Origin of the sequence: Desulfatiglans sp. (assembly GCA_012513605.1) — a bacterium.
In the GTDB taxonomy this organism is placed as follows: domain Bacteria; phylum Desulfobacterota; class DSM-4660; order Desulfatiglandales; family HGW-15; genus JAAZBV01.
Genome location: JAAZBV010000057.1, coordinates 1 through 17,449, shown reverse-complemented (window position 1 = coordinate 17,449; position 17,449 = coordinate 1). Strand labels below are relative to the sequence as shown.

Annotated in this window: 13 protein-coding genes; 4 read left to right on the top strand and 9 right to left on the bottom strand. The window is 44.1% G+C overall.

All coding sequences use genetic code 11. From position 1 onward, the window contains the following. Positions 1 to 413: 413 nt before the first annotated feature. The 9 genes from GX654_07330 to GX654_07290 all read right to left on the bottom strand — a co-directional run bounded on the left by GX654_07330 (position 414) and on the right by GX654_07290 (position 10,601). Complete coding sequence (locus tag GX654_07330; protein ID NLD36663.1) at positions 414 to 2,315, bottom strand: M48 family metallopeptidase; 1,902 nt, start codon at positions 2,313 to 2,315, stop codon at positions 414 to 416. A gap of 15 nt (positions 2,316 to 2,330) precedes the next feature. Then, a complete protein-coding gene (locus GX654_07325) occupies positions 2,331 to 2,921 on the bottom strand; it encodes a LemA family protein (protein NLD36662.1) in 591 nt (196 codons plus the stop codon). 361 nt (positions 2,922 to 3,282) lie between these two features. Next, positions 3,283 to 4,116 carry a fructose-bisphosphate aldolase gene (locus tag GX654_07320; GenBank protein NLD36661.1) on the bottom strand — a complete coding sequence of 278 codons (834 nt, stop codon included), beginning with the start codon at positions 4,114 to 4,116 and terminating at the stop codon, positions 3,283 to 3,285. Positions 4,117 to 4,339: 223 nt separating this feature from the next. Further along, positions 4,340 to 4,738, bottom strand: a complete 399-nt coding sequence (locus tag GX654_07315; protein NLD36660.1) for a putative toxin-antitoxin system toxin component, PIN family — start codon at positions 4,736 to 4,738, stop codon at positions 4,340 to 4,342. A 2-nt stretch (positions 4,739 to 4,740) separates the two neighbouring features. Further along, complete coding sequence (locus GX654_07310) at positions 4,741 to 4,992, bottom strand: CopG family transcriptional regulator (GenBank protein ID NLD36659.1); 252 nt, start codon at positions 4,990 to 4,992, stop codon at positions 4,741 to 4,743. Between the two features lie 149 nt (positions 4,993 to 5,141). Continuing rightward, entirely contained in the window at positions 5,142 to 6,494 is a 1,353-nt protein-coding gene (locus tag GX654_07305) for a hypothetical protein (protein ID NLD36658.1), read from the bottom strand. A 273-nt stretch (positions 6,495 to 6,767) separates the two neighbouring features. Next, positions 6,768 to 7,568, bottom strand: a complete 801-nt coding sequence (locus tag GX654_07300; protein NLD36657.1) for a capsular biosynthesis protein — start codon at positions 7,566 to 7,568, stop codon at positions 6,768 to 6,770. A gap of 203 nt (positions 7,569 to 7,771) precedes the next feature. Beyond that, positions 7,772 to 8,992, bottom strand: coding sequence for an MFS transporter (locus tag GX654_07295; protein ID NLD36656.1), 1,221 nt, complete (start codon positions 8,990 to 8,992; stop codon positions 7,772 to 7,774). A 145-nt stretch (positions 8,993 to 9,137) separates the two neighbouring features. Beyond that, entirely contained in the window at positions 9,138 to 10,601 is a 1,464-nt protein-coding gene (locus GX654_07290) for a sucrose phosphorylase (protein ID NLD36655.1), read from the bottom strand. Positions 10,602 to 10,940: 339 nt separating this feature from the next. On the opposite strand from GX654_07290, the gene GX654_07285 reads away from it, so the two are divergent. The 4 genes from GX654_07285 (at position 10,941) to GX654_07270 (ending at position 17,136) form a co-directional block, all read left to right on the top strand. Beyond that, positions 10,941 to 13,442: a carboxylesterase family protein gene (locus GX654_07285; protein ID NLD36654.1), complete on the top strand. Its 2,502-nt coding sequence runs from the start codon at positions 10,941 to 10,943 to the stop codon at positions 13,440 to 13,442. Positions 13,443 to 13,567: 125 nt separating this feature from the next. Further along, positions 13,568 to 15,328: a tannase/feruloyl esterase family alpha/beta hydrolase gene (locus GX654_07280; GenBank protein NLD36653.1), complete on the top strand. Its 1,761-nt coding sequence runs from the start codon at positions 13,568 to 13,570 to the stop codon at positions 15,326 to 15,328. Positions 15,329 to 15,538: 210 nt separating this feature from the next. Continuing rightward, positions 15,539 to 16,225 carry a hypothetical protein gene (locus tag GX654_07275; GenBank protein ID NLD36652.1) on the top strand — a complete coding sequence of 229 codons (687 nt, stop codon included), beginning with the start codon at positions 15,539 to 15,541 and terminating at the stop codon, positions 16,223 to 16,225. A gap of 155 nt (positions 16,226 to 16,380) precedes the next feature. Further along, entirely contained in the window at positions 16,381 to 17,136 is a 756-nt protein-coding gene (locus tag GX654_07270) for a glycosyltransferase (GenBank protein NLD36651.1), read from the top strand. Positions 17,137 to 17,449 lie beyond the last annotated feature (313 nt).

The window sequence follows — 17,449 nt, the reverse complement described above, 5'->3', positions numbered from 1 at the left end:
TCAAGTAGTTACAAATTTGCGACCCCCTAACCATTTGATTTGTCAAGCAAATTCTACATCAACCTCTTTTTTTTATTTTATTTTTATTACCTTTTCTACCTGCAATTCCCTAACCGGAATTTATTGAAATACAATAAAGAAAATGGAAAGGCAATAAAGTCATTTATATAAAAAGAATGCCGTTTATTTCCCTACATTTCAGAAAGGCATAAAAGCATAATCGTCCCCATCCTCACTCTATCTGGTAATTAATTTCTTTACACTCCTGTTAAATTTAGCAAAAAAAGGTTTAGACACGTAAGGGAATAGGAGACATTGGATTTTGTAAGGGCGCAGTTACAAAATAAACCGATAGGGGCGATTTTTTTTAGCCTCTACTTTTTCTTTTTTGCCTGCGTTGTCTCACAGTGCCTTCAACAGTTATCTGAAAGAAACGGGGGAACCGGTATATCCATAGAATATGCAATGGCCCTCAGAAGTTCAGCCTCCTCAACAGTTACAGTCTTATCATAAAGCACGCAGTGGGCGCAGGCGTCGAATACTGTTTTTTTAATGCCGGGTGACGCAAAGGCCAGACGGCTGAGTGTCTCATGCAGTGACTGAAGGGATATTCGATCACGAGGCAAAATCCTGTTCCCGGCCCTGACAGGCAGGCGGTACATGGCCGCATTAAAGGCGACTTCAGTGTCTTTGCTGTCACTGTGACCCGCATGGGCAAGAATGGATATAAGGTTAATTATATCAGGTACCAGGTCGTCAAATTTTTTATATGTGACTTTCTGTGAAGAGGCGTTAAATGCTGCGCCCAGTCTGTGTGTGATTACCTCCTTGAAGCAGAACTCATAGAGGTTTATTTTTTTGTCTGCCTCAATTAGAATCTTTATATGATTCAGAAATGTCCTGTACTGGTCCACGGACATCTGCCTTAACGCCGGAAAGGCCAGGTCAAGTAATGGAAGTCTCATGCGCGGATCAAGACCCTTCATGTGTCCGGCTGTCATTCTGATATGTATTACTGTCTTGTCAGGCGCAACATGCCCCAGCATGTTCAACTGGTTTTCTCTTTCATCGTGATTCGCATCAAGAAGAAGGGCGCATACAACTGCCGATGCACCGAATATATCCTGAAGTTCATTCTGTATTTTATCAGGAAGCGCTGCCAGAAGGGCGGAACTGAATGATACGCTCTGTGGGGAAATATTCCCCGCGCGGCCTGTTATTTCATCAGGATCAACAGACAGCCTTGATGTCTGCGAATTGATGCCGCCTGCATCGAATGATTGAAAGGCATGTCCCCTGTCCGCGCCAGGAGCAGCAGTTCTCTTTGACTTTTCGGATTTCCTGTCGAACGAAGGGTCAATGCGCCTGATTCTTTCGGTAATGGGAGGGTGTGTGGCAAACAGTGAATTGATGGCGCTTGAAAAGAACATGTGGCATGTCTCGCTTGCCGCGGACGATTTGATCTTTGATCCGCGTGCGAAACCACCGATTTTTTTCAGGGCGCCTGCAATACCTGAGGGGTTTCTTGTAAACTGGACAGCGGAAGCATCGGCCAGAAATTCCCTCTGCCTGGATATGGCGCTCTGTATGATCCTGCCTGCAAAAACGCCCACGTAACCAATTGCCAGAAGCCCGAGGCCGGCAATGGCTGCCTGGGCGCCGCTTTTTCTGCTTCGAGAACCTGTCCGCATAATGATGTATCCGATATTTGCAATGATCAGTATTCCACTTAAAAGCCCTATAATGCGAATGTTGAGCCTCATGTCTCCGTTAAAGATGTGGCTGAATTCATGGGCTATAACACCCTGAAGCTCGTCACGGGTCAACATTGTCATGCATCCGCGTGTTACCGCGACAACCGCGTCGTTTGTTGTATAACCTGCCGCAAACGCGTTGATACCCTCTTCACCGTCAAGCACATACACCTGGGGAACCGGGATTCCGGAGGCAATAGCCATTTCTTCAACAACATTAACCAGTTTTCGTTCATCAGCGTTTGTGGTCCCGCGGTTGATCAGCATCCCGCCCAGGCTTTCAGCCACATAACTTCCGCCTTTACCAAGAGCTATAATTTTGAATATACTGCCGATCGCTATTACAAGAACGGTTATGATGCTTACCGCGAGAAAAAGCTCCCAGTTGAACCAGTGTAAAACCCGTGTTGAGTGAGAAGCGCCCTGTGATATAAAAAAACCAAAGGCTATCACGATCACTGTATACACGGATAAAACAATTCCCGCGACAGCGATTATGAACAAAATAACAAGCTGTGTTGTTTTCCCTCTTGACCTGGACTGTTCTGAAAAAAAATCCATGATTTAATTTTTCTTTTAGAAAGAAACCCTGGGAGCTTTTCTCTCTTCGGATGATTCTGTAGCCGCAAGAAGTTCTGCGGCATTGAAGTTGAACATGCCAGCGATGATATTATTCGGGAACTTTTCGCAGGTGATATTATAGGAAGTTACAGCGTCGTTAAATGCCTGACGCGCGAAGGCTATGCGATTTTCCGTGGATGTCAGTTCTTCCTGAACCTGCAGCATATTCTGGTTTGCCTTGAGATCGGGATAACTTTCAGCAAGGGCGAACAGCCGGCCTAGGGTTCCTGTCAGTATGGATTCAGCACCGGAAAGTGATTTCATGGCCTCGGGGTTACCCGGATCGGCAGAAGCTCTCCGGTTAGCATCCATGGCGCTGTTTCTGGCGGCGATAACGGCTTCCAGTGTGTCACGTTCATGCTTCATATAGCCCTTTGCGGTTTCCACCAGATTGGGAATAAGATCATACCGTCGCTTCAACTGAACATCTATCTGTGAGAATGCGTTTTTAAAACGGTTTCTCGTTGTGACAAGACCATTGTACATGGCGCCAATAATTACAACGAGCACTACAATAATAGCTATAATGATGATCACTGAAACCATGATTCCCTCCTGATTTATGGATATTGGTAAGAGGCTGATAATACTTTTTGAATTTAATACAGCAAACTGATGCTAAAGTAAAGATTTAAAAGGATCATGAGCCGTATGCCTTTCATACAGGTTTTAGTTTGCTATCTCGTTCGATCTTGAGGCTCTCAACAGGCCATAGTAGGGGACGAGACAGTGGCAGCCACTCGACTGTTGTGGAGGTTAAATATTAGGGATACTGGCTATTAAATGTTTTATATCTGCTTCCAGCCAGATGTATCTTTTCCGAGATTATTAACGCAGAGCATTAAAAGTAAAAGGTTCCCACGAAGACCGTGGGAACCAGATTAAAAACTGTCACAAATGCCAGGAGTTATTTATCCTCCCAAAAAGACCTTTTTCCACCCTCTTTTTCAGGATAAAAATTCCCCACATGCGCTCCTTTGTGAACGATCTTGCTCATCTTGCCTATGATGGTTGTTAGATCATCACGCTGAATAAGATTTGGGCCAATTGAAAGCCCTGCTGCACCAGCCATCATGGCCCCTTCAACCATTTCCAGTATCTCTTTTTCGCTACCCATTTTGGGACCATCAGCAACCACCACCGGTACCTTACAGGCAGCTACGACTTGCTTAAATGTTTCAGGAGAGCCGGTATAATTCACATTCACGATATCCACTCCCAGCTCATATGCCGCCTGGGCGCAAAGCCCTATATTTTCAGCATCATACTCTTTTCCTTTTTCATTCTTTGCTCCGCTCAGACAAACCATAGCCATTAAGGGCATGCCATACTCATTAGACTGATCTACTATTGCAGTGAAATCCTCCAGAACCTTTTTCACCTTCCCCTTTTCCAACTGAATCTGAATCGACACCGCATCCGCCCCTAAGGATACAGCCTCCTTAACCGAGCAAACAATGGCCCTGTCGTCAGCATCATCAGAAAACCTGGTCGAAGAGGACATATGCACGATCAGACCGACATCCTTGCCTCTCCCTCTGTGTCCGTTAGCCACCTCACCCTTATGAATAATAACTGCATTGGCTCCGCTTCGAGCGACCTTATCAACCGCTTTATTCATGTCATTAGCCCCGCCAATTGGTCCAGTACCAGAGCCATGAATCATTGGTACGATAATAGTGTTTTTACTGATCCTGTCGAAAATCCTTTCCATCCTGATCTTTTTTCCAATACTGGTCATATTCTTTTTCCTCGTATTAGTTGTTTGTTTTTTGCTGGAAGCTGATCGCTGGTGGCTGATAGCTCGCATCAAAAAACAACAGTTTTTGGATGCACACTAGATAAGTCTTTTTAATTGCTTAGGATATTAACCGATTAAACATTTCATGTCAAAATATGTTTGAGTTCATAAAGAGGTGGTATTTATTAAGGGTCAATGATCTGCGCAACCCTTTCCCTGATACTCATTCAAACATCATGAGAAAATCGGATAACTTAATGATCTTAATATCTTCATAATGCCCGATTTTCATCAGATGTTTGTCTCCGGTTACAAGCAGCTCCGCTTTCCCTTCTGTGGCACATTCCAGTATACGATTATCAGGCGTATCCGCTAATATATTTATGCTTGGTGTAGTTTTCAGGACCCTGGCGATTCTGCTGATGTGCGTAATCAACTGGGCTATTTTTGGTTTTTCCCAGTCGAATTTTTCTTGCAGTTTCTTTGCCAGTTCAGCCAGGATAGCTATTGATGTGTAGAGTTCAAAATCATTGTGGATAGCCCTGATCCAGGCCTGCTCTGCATTACCTCCGGGAAAAACAAATGCAGATATAAATATGTTGGTGTCAAAAACGACCTTCAAGATCAGCGACCCTGAAAAACAAGTTTTTCAATGTCCGCCTCGGAAAATAAACCTTTTGCACGACCCAAATCTGCGCCATATTTTTGAAGTTCTCGAAATTCCTTTTCTAGGGCCTGCTCCTTGTAAACCTGAAACATTTCTCTAAAGAGCACGCTCTTATTCTTTGACATCAGTCTGGCCAGATTTTCATATTCTTCAGCAATATTCTCAGGCATGGAGATTGTCATGGCTATTCGTGTTTTTTTTGTTTTCATTGAGTCCCCTTTATTTGCATGACAACATCATACAAAAAACTCCAAATTAGATCAAGAATATCATTAAATAAGTATGTTTATGGGTTTATCCTATTCCATACTATTAATATCAGGCGAATAATTATTCGCCCCTACTTTGGTGCCAATATCTACTTTTCCCTTGTCTCATAAATAAGATCAAGTATCCCGTTCACTATGGCGTTCTCTGCATACCCTGGTTTGCACCTGGATGAGAGCACCTCAAAGGTCTGGTAGCCGAATGCCGCATCATTGGGGATATACCCTGAATTTGCCATGCCGTTTGTAATGGTCACCATCATGGTTTTTGTTAATGGAGATTCCTTTTTTAGCCTTTGTGCGATCAGGTTGAATATCTCTGCGTTTACAGTGCCAATGGCTATATCATCTATCATTAAAAGCCCCAGGCGAAGCTCAACCGGGGCGCCATCCTTGTATGTGCCTTCATACCCGGCACGACCCTTGTTTGTCTGATCACGTCCCGGAAAGCTGACCATCTTCTGCTTTCCTGCTATCCTGCCCTTTTCTGACATGCGCTCCATGCCCCGCATTACATGCATGACCTCTTCACCCAAAAACTGCCCCATTGAAAGGATCATCTGTTTCTGCTGATCCATGAGTTTTTTCACCTCATGATCCTCTTTATTCAGCCCCTCCCCTCCCGGTGGCATTGCATTACTGATATCGATCCCGCGCTTTGCATAATCCTTTATTCTTATATCCCTTAAGTCATATGTCTGCTGAAAATAAATAGGGTTCTGGTCCCCGCATGCGCCTGTTGACCACACGGCAACTATTTTATCGTCAAATGAATCCTCTATATATTTTGAGGTTGCTCCCGGTGCATCACCACTGATTTTATCGATCTGCCCCACAGTAACACCGTGCATGGCATAGTTATAATATACTGCAATAGGTTCCCCATTTATGGTTTCAAATTTCACCACTGCGACAGTCTTATCCGAAGGGCCGTCATAGTTAGGCCCTTCCCACCAGCGTCTTGTCTTGGGGTCAATAATGTTGCGGTTGACATTTATATAGGAAACACCTGTGCCATAACCTATGCGGGCTGGCTGAAGCCTTTCCTTTGCAAGCTTAATCGATTTAAAAATAAGTTCTTCCAGACCAGGTTGAGGTCCAAATATACTGCTGTGTGTATGGGTCGGGGTTAAAAGGATATTTTGAGCAGGTATTCCCAGCTCTTTTTCGATCTTCTGTGTCAGGTTCTTCCACAACTGCTCGAATAGCATACCTGTGTCAACAGTAACAAGTGCTGCACTTGTGACCCCGTTATCCACAACAATAGCCCTTGAGTAGACCCTGTCATGTATCCCCTCTATATTTTTCGGCAACGCCTTTTCGTCGGGGGTAACATCAACCTTGGCAGCCCCGGCCTTAAAAAGCAGGTTAGCTGTTTGTGCAGAGGCTGTAGATTCTAAAATAAAAAACAGGACAATTAATATTGTGTATATGGTATTTTTCATTTTTTTCTCCAATAATAAAACTAACTAAAGAAGACAGGATATAAATAACTTTTTAAATCAGCTTCATTAGGTATTTATCCGCTTGTAGGGGCAACCCCCTGTGGTTGCCCGAATTTTTTGCCATCTGGCATCCCCCACGGGCAGGCACAGGGGCCTGCCCCTACATTAATAATCATTTTCATTTATACAAAAGCTGTTAATTATATTCACATTTCGTAGAGACAAGGCATGCATTGTCTCTACAAGACCGGACAAAAATCATAGATTCTTTTACTATTTGATAGATTTATTTATCGCCTCTCCCAGTATCTTTGTCATTATCTTGTATCCCTCTGCATTGGGATGAATGCCATCCTCTGATAATTCTTCTTTCAGGAACCCTTTTTCATCCACCATTGCACTGAAGTAGTCCACATATGTTGCTCCAACCTTTGAGGCATATCCCTTCATCCATGCATTAAGCTTAATGATATCCTCTGGCGGATGGGTAGCTGATACCGGGTCTTTCATATATGAGGGCAGGCTGCCGCTTGCTTTTGCCTTGTAAAAGCCATAGTCACTTATTGGCAGGACGGAGCAGAGAATAACCTTTATGTTGTTTTGTTTTGCAATATCGGTCATGGCCATTATATTCTGTTCCACCATCTCTGCTGTTGAAGGCCCTGTGTTCTGTGATACATCGTTGATCCCGGCGAGCAATACCATTGCTGCGGGTTTGTGCACTATCACATCGGGATACATGCGTACCAGCATCTGGGGTGTTGTCTGCCCGCTTATGCCACGGTTTACATATGGCTTACCAGGAAAAGATTCTGCCAGTTTCCAGAAATCAGTAATTGAGTCGCCCATAAACACAACACGTTTGGCATCATATGGTTTCTTTTTAAGCGCCTCGTTATCAGCCTTGTACCTGCTGAGCTGGTTCCAGTCAGAGAGCTGATTCACAAGCCTCTGAGCAAATATGGGTAGACAGCAACTGTTGTCCTCCTGATTAAACTCATCTACAAGCTGGCCATGTGTAGATGTAATAATCAGTAAACTGAATATGATAAGTGATAATATCCTGAATTTCATTTTTGACTCCTCTTTCCTATAGAAAAAGCACAATGTTTTCATTTACAACCGTAGGGGCGAAAAATTTTTCGCCCCTACAATTTATAATTTTGCCTATTCCACATTTTCCCATACATTGAACAACAGGCATGATGCCTCGTGCCCCTACAATTTATGTTTTTGCTGAAAGCTGACCACTGATAGCTGAGAGCTGCCAGCTTTCTTTAGTACTCACTACTATCCAACTCAGCCAGTCTCTTTTTCGCCGGGTTATATATCCAGTTTATCATCATCCCGACAAAAAGCAGCCCGGCAAAACCGGTTGCAAGGATAAAGCCGTATTTAGGATCACCGAATATATCACTCACAACGCCCATTGCCCATGGCCCTGCGGCTGCTGCCACACATGTAAAAAAGAGTATCACACCTGCAACCGTCCCATGCTCTGTCTTTGGAAAACAGCTTATCCCCTTTGAGTTTAATGTCGGGTATATCATGGACATGAATAGACCTGATAAAGGCAAAAGCCATATGGCATATGATAAACCACCAATCATGGAACCGATAAAACATATGAAGATAGCCAGGCTAAAAAGCACCATTACTGATGCCCAGTTGAATCTGGCCAGTATCCATGCCCCCATGAACCTCCCTATGACACGCAGGATAAAAAATATGGATGTTGCATATGCGACAACAAAGGTGAATGAACCTGTGTATCCCTCAAACAGGGTGGGCATCCAGACATATATGGCGCATTCGGATGCCACATAAAGAAATATTCCAAGGGAAAAACCAAGGGCGTAGAGATCCTTCATCATCCCGAATGTCCTTTTAAGGTCAATGGGTTCATCCATGCTCTTGACAGTCTTAGGATATTTTACAAGCGATGCGGTTAGAATAAGTATAACACATATTGTCCCGGCGATTATATAGATCCATTTCCATGAAAACCCGCCATCAAGCAGCCAGGTAACTATTGCAGGCCCAATAATAGCGCCAACACCAAAGAACCCTTCAACCGTGTTCATAGTGGCAGTGTGCTCTGTTGTTGAATGGGATATATCGCCAACAAGGGCCAGGGCGCCTGTCTTGAATATTCCTATGGCTGCGCCGGATATAACAAGAAGCACAACGAAAAACAAAAATGTATTACCCACAGCAAAGAGATAGGAGTTAAGGGCAAAAAGTATCAGACCAAAAATAATGGTCTTCTTGCGGCCCAGGCTGTCTGCCAGATATCCCAGGAAGATCCCTGCCAGTGCAATAGCTATCATGTTTGCATAGTGGAATGCCCCTGCAGCAGCCATGCTCAGTTTGAATTCTCTTATTACTACCGGGATGATAAGGCCAACTGAATCTGTGGTCATGGCAAACATCATGAACATTAAAAATGTAAGCCATTTGATTGCGGTAAGGTTGTGTTTGGAAGTTGTAGAGTCCATGGAAATACCTCAAAATAAAAGCTGAAAGGTTCAAGGCACAGCCGCCGTCGCCAAAGGCTATGGCGGGACAAGAAGCACAGGGCTCAGGGCTCAAGGCACAAGGAAAACTAAAAATCCACTGTCTTAAAGATTTTAAAATGCCATGCTAACCTTTATAGATAATTTCCTCCTTCAGGCCTGAACCTGTTATTGATGCTGAAGGAATTGATAAATCCACATCAAGCTTTATCCATTGATCATCTTTTTTCCAGATCATTAACAGCAGGCTCTTTTCCGGTGCTTCCACATGAAATTCACCATTAAAGGCAGGGTGGCTGTTCCTGAGACTAATCAGATCAATTATTTTCTTTACCATTGGCTGCCTAAGGGCATTATCTACCTCGTCATTTGTATAATAATGCCGGTTGATGTCGCGCCCGACCTTTGAGCGTTCAAGGAGTTCCATATCATTTTTGCCCCCCAGAAGACCGGTATAATAGACCTGTGGAATCCCGGGGGCAAAAAACTGAACAGCTCTTGCTATCAGATACTCTGTTTCACACCCTCCCAAAGCATCAAGGAATGTGCAGTTCACCTGGTAAAGGTCAAGATTGTTTGCTGCCGCCCCTGTGGCCTTTTTACTCTCCCCTTTGCTTCGAATGTGAATTGTCTCAACAAGATTGTTTATATCATTAGGCGCAAGCAGGCCAGGCGTTTTATCAATATCATCGGCCCCCACATCAATAACCCCTATTCCGTCATGGGTATCAAGAACAGTTACGGCATTTCTGGGGCTTATGGAAAGCCACTTTGCAAGCGGTTTTGAATCCGCATTAAACAGCGCATGCAGCACAAGCGGAGGTAAGGCAAAATCATAAACCCAGTCAACCTTTTTTGCGATCTCGATCTGTTTAATATAATGGCTGTGTATCTCTACCAGTACCTCAATGCCAAGATCATGCGCCTTTGCCGTAAGCTCTGCTATAAATGCATATGTTTCAGGGATCATAAAACAGCTTGTTCCGGGCTTTTTGATTGCATAACCTACAGCATCAAGTCTGATCATCTTTATCCCGGCCACCTGAAACTGCTTCAAGATAGAATCGAGATAGGTTGTTGCCTGCGAATGACTGACATCAATATCAATCTGTTCAGGGTTAAAGGTAGTCCAGAAGAGCCTCTTTTCACCGGTTAAAAGCATGAGGGGACTGAACGGCACAGTAGGGCGCGGACGATAAATACTCAGGATATCAGATTCACTCGCCCCATTTGGAAATACCCTGTCAAATGAAAGAAAGAGGCCGGCATATTCTGAGGCATCCCCATTTTTTGAATAATCAAGAAACTGTGGGGACGATGATGACACATGGTTTACAATAAGGTCCGCTACCAGCTCAACCGTATTACCCAGTTCACGCACATCATCCCACGTGCCGAGCTTAGGGTCTGTCTGTGTATGATCAATTGGATCAAAACCCGCATCTGCACCGTCTATGGGATAAAAAAATGGTAAAAGATGGGCACCGCCAAAGAGATCCCTCATTTCATCTCTTAACAGGCTATTTAACTGTTTGAAACCCCCGCCCGAAAGGCGGTCTACATAGGTAATGAGTTGAACCTGATTTTTCATGTTCCCCCCTTTTAAAGGAAATGCTGACAATATGTATTACATATATAATTGTGATTTCCTACCAGATTGCACATTATAATGTCAATGCATTTTCATTTAACATATCCATAGCCATTTGTTTTTGAGATTACTATTTAATATAATTAATATTTTTAAACAATCATATTGAACATTATCTTTTAATGAACATAATTGGGAAGTATGCTGCCCGAAAACTTGTTATTACATTATATGCATATTTGTAATGTTTATATTATTAACAATTACCCATTGGAAAAGTAATATCGCCAGACATTTCAAAATAACATTCTTGACTTAACCAACAGATGGAGGGTTTCCATGTCAGAAAACTTTTCGTCCCGCAATTTTGCTTTATCAACAGGATTACTCCTGTTTATTTTACTGTTTACGACATGGCACGGGGTTAATGGAGAGGCTGTTAAAACAGAATACGGCGCTGTTCAGGGTACAATCGAAGATGGCATCAGGGTCTACAGGGGTATCCCCTATGCATTGCCGCCTGTAGGAGATTTACGATGGAGGGCACCGCAGCCTGCTCAGAGATGGAGCGGTGTCCTGCCTGCAAAAGAGTTCGGCCATGCAAGTACTCAGAATAACCCTGCATTAGCCAACCTTGCGCCTCCAAACGAGGACTGCCTGTACCTCAATGTGTGGACACCAGCCAAAAATGATAAGGATAAACTTGCTGTTATGGTTTGGATACATGGCGGAGGGTTTACAGCCGGTGCAACCGCGGAACAGCTTTATCATGGTGAACATCTGGCCAAAAGGGGAATTGTAGTTGTAACTGTTGGCTACCGTCTTGGTGTGTTCGGTTTTCTGGCTCATCCCGGCTTAAGCTCTGAAAACAATCAACATGTATCAGGCAACTATGGCCTGCTGGACATGATTGCGGGTCTCAAATGGGTTCAAAATAACATATCCGTATTCGGCGGCGACCCGGGGAAAGTGACGATCTTCGGTGAATCAGCCGGCGGCGCAAGAGTAAGTATCCTGTGCGCCTCCCCGCTCGCAAAGGGACTTTTCCATGGAGCCATTGCCCAGAGCGGAGGGTTTTTTGCCTCGGTGCGCAGCGGTGTGTTTGGAGGACCTGGTGAAGGGGTAAATCCCCTTGCCTATGCTGAAAAGACAGGTGAGACATTTACAGCTTCCGCTGGCGCATCCACCATCGCAGAATTGCGTCAGATACAAGCCGACAAATTGGAGTCCCTGAGTCTTAATCAACCAGGGGTGAGGGGACCGGTATGCGACAGGTGGGTGATCCCGGACGACCTCTATAAACTCTACCAGACCGGTAACTATAACCACACCCCAATAATTGTTGGATACAACTCGGATGAGGGTGCAAATTTCGGTTTACCTGGTACGCCTGAAGCGTATATCAAAAGCGTGCAGAGGCGTTATGGCCCTTTTGCTGAAAAGATCCTTGAACTTTACCCTTCCGGAAATGATACTGCCGCAAAAATGGCCCGTTATCTTATGCGCGATGTCTCATTCGGCTGGCCGGACTGGACATGGGCAAGGTTACAGGCAAAGACCAGTAAATCAAAGGTCTTTTTTTACTATTTTGATCACCACCCTGATTATCCGCCTGATTCTCCAAGGGCAGGTTTTGGCGCAGCGCACAGTGATGAGATGCCCCTTGTCTTTCATCAGTTTGGTCTGCCCGGACGCCCCGAAAAAAATGATGCTGATCTTGCCATGTCAGAAACGATCATGTCCTTTTGGACCAATTTTGCAAAATACGAAGATCCGAACGGTGAAGGGTTGCCCGACTGGCCGGTGTTTGAAGAGGCAAAACAAAATGTGATGCATTTTGCAAAGAGAGTGGAGGCCGGGCCGATAGTTAATGAGAAGGGCATAAAGGTTATTGATAATTATTTCAATTGGCTTCGTTCTGAAAATAGCCAGACCCATGACACCACCGGACCTTACAAAGTACTTATGGAAATGGACCCATCTCTTCCCGGTCACACCATATTCCGGCCTGAAAACCTGTCGGAGGTAAAAGGAAAACTGCCCGTTGTTGCTGTTGCCCATGGAGGCTGTTATGATGTTGGAAATTTTTCTTCCAGTTATACATATGAGATTGCCTCGTATGGTTTTCTAGTTATCGCAAATGGAGAAATCAGTAAAGAACTGGAAGAGGCTACTGAACAGGCAATCGCTGCAAACAAACAGGCTGCAAATCAGTCTGGTGAAGCCCCGTCCGTTGACCTTGCAACCAAGGTGCCGCAGGAGCAGCTTACCAGATGTAGAACAGATAAACTGTTTAATTCCATTGACTGGGCAATAGAACAGAACAAAAAGCCGGGAAGCCTCTATAATGACAGGCTTGATACCGGTGAAATTGCGGTGATGGGCGCCTCCTGCGGCGCGCTTCAGGCCCTTGATGCATCCCTTGATAGCCGCATTAAAACAGTAGTATTCATGAACAGCGGAATCATGAGAACAGGTATCCCGGAGGGAGAAGAGGTAAAAAAGATAATGGATTTCCTGAAACTACCAGGCCCTGATCTACTTAAAAAACTTCGTACACCGGTAATATACCTGAATGGCGGACCTACTGATATCGCATATGATAATTCAGAAAAGGATTTTGAAGAGATAGAGAATGTATTTGTGTTTAAGGGCGATCTCTATGTCGGACATGGGGGCACATTTTTCGAACCGCATGGCGGCAAATTCGCTGAGGCTGCAACTCAGTGGCTATTGTGGCAGTTAAAGGGTGACAAAAAGGCCGGTGAAATGTTCCTTGGTGATAAATGCGGAATCTGCATGGACCCTGACTGGAAAGTTAAAAGGAAGAACATACCGTGATTAAACGAATGTTAAAAATTCATTGACGTGATCAGGCAGTTTGGTATATCAGCATACATTATTCCAATTATCAGAGAATCAGACTGCTGGATATCATTAAAAAAATTAAAACAGGAGTAAAAACAATGAACCGAAATCCCGGAAAAACAGCAATATCCATTCTGGCAACCATTCTATTATGCCTTTTTTGTTCTACCTCATTTTGTAACGCACAAACTGGATCAAAAGTTATAACAACGATGGATTGTACAGCGGAAAAACTGGGTGCTTCAATACCTGTTTCAGAAATAGGTGAACCTGTATCGGGTGTGAACCTGAAACCACCGGTTTGGACAGAGGCGACTGAATCAAATCCAGGATATTGCAGCATCGATGGTGAAATGGCCCCTGTCTCCAAAGAAGCCAATGCCAGGCCCATTAATTTTCGTGTTATTCTTCCTTCATCATGGAGCAGTCGTTCCGCCCAGATGGGAGGGGCAGGTTTGAACGGTTTCATCCCGAATCTTACAGGGGGCACGGATATGTCCTCCAGGACATCGCTTATCAGTCTCGGGTTTGCAACATATGGAAGCGATTCCGGGCATCAGATGTCTATGATGGGGTTTCCCGGTGGACCCGCTAAAAAAAGCCCGGGCGCAGGGAATCCTGATGACTGGGCACTGAACGATGAGGGAATAAAAAACCTTGGCTATATGCAATTAAAAAAGACCCATGATGCAGCCATGGTGCTGATTGAAAGGGCGTATGGTGAAAGACCTCAGTACAATTATTTTTTCGGAGGATCTCAGGGCGGGAGGGAAGCCCTCACTGTGGCACAAAGATATCCTGAGGACTATAACGGGATCTCAGCCAGTGTCCCTATTGTAAATTTTTCTACGCTCATGCTTGCGCCAGAGCTTATCAGGATACAGGAAAAGCCTTTTGAAAAATGGGTGACTCCTGCCAAGACAAATGCCATTGCCGGTGAATTCATACGTCAATGTGACAAACTCGATGGGATTACTGATGGCATCATCAATAATTACATGGCCTGCCGGGCCATATTTGATGTCAAGCAGGGAGAATCCGGAAGAAACCCGTGGAAAGATAAAAGATGCCCGGATAATAAGGATCCAAATCCTTCTGACACAAGCGCCAGTGCATGCCTTACAGACGATCAGATTGAAACACTTCACTTTGTTTACAGTAGGTATCAATTCGCTACTCCACTGACAAATGATGTTAAAACCTTTGGTATGTGGTTACCAAACACTGACCCTTCAGGAAGCGGTTTGATTGTACCGGAGAGATTCAAGGGCCAGGAAGGTGCTGATGAAAGCACCCCTGTGCACAGTCATATGGGAGTGCTGGGGGTGACAGGATTTCTTATGCAGGATTTAAAGGCGAACCCGCTTGACTATGTTGAGGGCGGTAAATTGAATGCAAGAAGAAAGGAACTTTCAGCTATCCTGGATTCAACCAATCCTGAACTGAGTGCATTCCATAAACGAGGAGGAAAGATGATTGTTGCCATCGGCACAAACGACACACTGGCATCCCCCGGCGCACAACTGGATTACTACCAGTCAGTAATAGACAAAATGGGCAAAGACAAAGTAAACGCATTTGCCCGGTTTTTTGTACTCCCGCAGGCAGACCACGGTCTTATGGGGAAAAACTATTCTATTAATGGAGATGGAAAGACCATTCCTGTTGAACAGATACCTACAACCTTTAGCCGGTTAAATCTGCTTATCGACTGGGTAGAAAAAGGGATAGCGCCACCCAGATCTGTAACAGTTACCGGAGGAAACAAAAGCCTGCCCATGTGTTCTTACCCTGAATATCCTAAGTATAAAGGCGGGCCTGCCGAAAATGCTGAATCGTATGAGTGTGCCATGCCATGATATTTTAAGGATTGAAGCTCTTTATTAAGCCCCATCCAGCCAGGAAGGGGCTAAACTAACTCATGCGGAATCTTTAAAAGCAAATTATTCTGATTTCTTGCCTAATTAACATGAACTGTATTATATAATCAGATCATCTCTGTTATAATTGTGCCACTGTCCCTTTGCGGCAGGAGAATTTATTTAATACAAAGCCAGGAGGTAATATAAATGGATGTTGTACAGGCAATAAAGGAAAGAAAGAGTATCAGGTCATTCAAACCGGAGCAGGTACCGCTTGATCTATTAAAAAAGATCCTTGAAGATGCCATGCGCGCCCCTTCATGGGCAAATACCCAGCCCTGGGAATTTGCAGTGGTCACAGGTAATAAACTCAAGGCCATACAGGATGCCTTTGTAAAGCGTGGCCCCGCTGCAATGCCAGGTTCACAGTCAGAGGTCGTAAGGCCATATGTATTTCCTGAACCATTTGCCTCCCGCATAAAAAAGATGCAGATAAAGGAGAGGCGGGGTCGCACCTCTGAGCTTAGCAAAGAGGAGATGGAGCATAAGATGCTTATCAATTTTACCAATTATGGCGCAACAACCTGCATCTACCTCTTGATGGATAAAAATTATTATCAGCAGGAAAAGGGTATAAATGTCTGGGGCATGTATGATTCAGGCTCTGCAGTGCAGAATATCATGCTCCTTGCTGTGAATTACGGGCTAGGTACTATCGCCCAGGCAATGGCTGTTGTATACCCTGATCTCATTCGGCAGGAGATCGACATCCCCCAGGATAAATGCCTTGCACTTGGGATTGCTATTGGATATCCGGACTGGGATAATGAGGTAACAAAGGATTTCCGTGACAGGGAGCCTCTGGATACTATGGTCAAATTTTACGGGTTTTAAAGCAGGTTCACCGCCCGTTCGTTCCACTCTCTAAAGACGCAGAGAGCGCTTAGTTCAATGTGATTTTTTTGGTTGGGAGACAACAAAAAATATTTGCGTTCTCTGCGTCTTTGCGGTGAATCGTTTTAATTAAAAAATAGTCAAGCTGAAGATATATGAATCCAGGCACAAACATTGATTATTCCATAATTATCCCCGCCTATAATGAGGAAGATTATCTTCCCCATACACTTGAAAGCATTATAAAATCAATGAAGGCTATCAGAAGGCTGACTGGTGAGATAATAGTCTCTGATAACAACTCTACTGACCGCACTGCCGCAATAGCGGAAGGATATGGCGCAAGAGTAGCCTTTGAAGGACATCAGCAGATATCAAAGGCACGTAATACAGGGGCAAAAAAGGCATTGGGAAGATATCTTATCTTTGTTGACAGCGATACACTAATATCTCCTGCTTTGCTTAAAAAAACCCTGAACACCCTTGCATCAGGAAGATACAGCGGAGGTGGCGCATCCGTTGAGTTTGATGGTCATTTACCAATCTTGGTAAAGTGTGGCCTTAAGGCCTGGCTGATCCTGTCAAAAACATTTAAATGGGCCTGCGGGGCATATATTTTCTGCACCAGTGAGGCATTTATGGATACAGGCGGGTTTGATGAACGCTATTATGCATCTGAGGAGATCCATTTTTCAATAGCTCTAAGGCGCTGGGGCAGGAAATATGGAAAGAGGTTTATTATTCTTGAAGAGCCTATCATTTCGAGCAGCAGAAAGATAAAATGGTACACTATAAAGGAGCACTTAATAATGTTTTTGCATATGTTGCGATACTTAAAACCCCTTCAGAACCGGAATGCCTGTTATAAAATGTGGTATCAGCACCCGAAAAAAAATCAGGATCATAGATAAAAAAAAACAAAAACCAATGGATGCTCGTCAGCCAGATTGTGCATAAAGTAATTTTTACAACAGTGGATTGAATTTTTCGTAGGGTGGTGTTTTATACTCCACCTTGTAGAGACAAGGCATGCCTTGTCTCTATATATAATTCGATCGGGAGTAAATCCCGACCCTATTTTTTCGTCATTCCCGCGCAGGCGCATTGGCGTCAAGCTAAGCGACAAATATGGTTTAAATGTTTGTAATAGTTGATTCTTCCTTTTCGTTCTTCATAGCAACAATGGCGTAGTATTACATGTTCAAGTAATAGTTCAGTCTGGTT